1 protein-coding gene is annotated in these 1,500 nt (G+C 45.5%); it reads right to left on the bottom strand.

Features of this window, described 5'->3' with window-relative positions:
- Positions 1–25: 25 nt before the first annotated feature.
- A complete protein-coding gene (locus tag R8N28_RS24565) occupies positions 26–1,315 on the bottom strand; it encodes an alkaline phosphatase (protein ID WP_318183589.1) in 1,290 nt (429 codons plus the stop codon).
- Between the last annotated feature and the right edge of the window lie 185 nt (positions 1,316–1,500).

Here is a 1,500-nt window from a genome sequence, read left to right as displayed (position 1 = left end):
CTTATCTTCGGCTAAAAAATGTCTCTTATTGAAGATAACCAATCAACTTGTTTGCGATGTCGGTATTGTTCTGAGAACCAACGAATGCTTGTGATCCTTTACCATAAGCAAACACCTGAACATCCACCGCGGTGTGCCCTTTTGTCGTCCAACCTGTGAGGCTTTGATCGTTGATGATTGACTTTACGGCTTGATAAAGCGCTTTCGCGGGTTCTTCACTCTTCTTCGCGTCGATAAGGAGTGCAAATTGCACATCTGACAGCGCCCAATCTACTGATTCTGACCACACTTGTTTGATGTCTGAACCCTTTGCAAGTGACGTTGCTAATGGCCACGCCGTTTGATGCACGCCTTTGATCACATCCGTTTTCCAGTCGTATTCTCCATTTGCGCCGATAGTTAAACCTCCCGTGGAGTGATCGGCGGTGACAACGAGCAAAGTGTCAGGATGAGCATCAACATACGCCTTGGCTAAAGCAATCGACTTAGCAAAATCATCCATTTCTGCCATCGCGCATGCAATGTCATTCGCATGACCGCACCAGTCGATTTGGCTTCCTTCGATCATGACGAAAAAGCCATGCTCTGAGCGCGACAATAACGACAGCGCCTTGTTCGTCATCTTCTCGAGTCGGTTGGGATTCTCATCCAAAGCAAACGGAAATGCTTTGTCGGCAAACAACCCAATCGCAGGCAATGTTTGCAACGAAGGCAAGGTATCAAAATCCGTTAGGTATTGATAACCCTGCGTTTTAAATTCTTCAATTAGGTTTCTGTCTTCACGCTCAAAGTATCGAACACCTCCACCAAGTAACAGATCGACGGGCAGCTTTCCATTTACTTTGTTATCCAAGTAGTCGTCTGCTATCTGATCATAATTACGACGAGATTCGTTGTGCGCGGCAAAGCTTGCGGGCGTCGCGTGGTTAATTTGCGAAGTCGCCACCAAAGCGGTTGGCATGCCCTGCTCTTTCGCTACTTCTAACATCGTTTTAACAGGCTTTTTATGGGTATCGACAGCGACGGCGCCATTGTAACTCTTTATACCACTGCTTAAGGCCGTCGCGCCTGCTGCACTGTCAGTGACATAAGTATCATCATCGGGATAGGTGTGAGCCATGCCAACCAGTATCGAGTCAAAGACTGTAGGCTCAATCTGTTTAGTTTCTGGGTTATCTTGATAATAACGGTAGGCGGTTGTGTAGGCAGGGCCCATTCCATCACCGATCATATAAATAATATTTTTCGGTGCTTCATTGGCGTGAACAAACCCGGCCAGTAAACTGGCCGCAAGTAAAGAGTATCTGATTGTCATATTTCATCCATGAAAAAGTGACTGCGAGTATAAGCCGTCACTTTAATTACTGTTTTGCTTACAAGTATTCATCAATACTATCATTCAGTTAGGATGAAACCGCGTATTACATCATGGTTTTGCAACCCAAATCATTTCTTAAATAGGATCACTTCTGTACGTAGGCCGGCTTTAGGTGTCTCATT

Source organism: Vibrio sp. Vb1554 (assembly GCF_033344235.1).
Note: the sequence above shows the minus strand (reverse complement) of the source record. Positions and strands in the feature narration are given on the sequence as shown.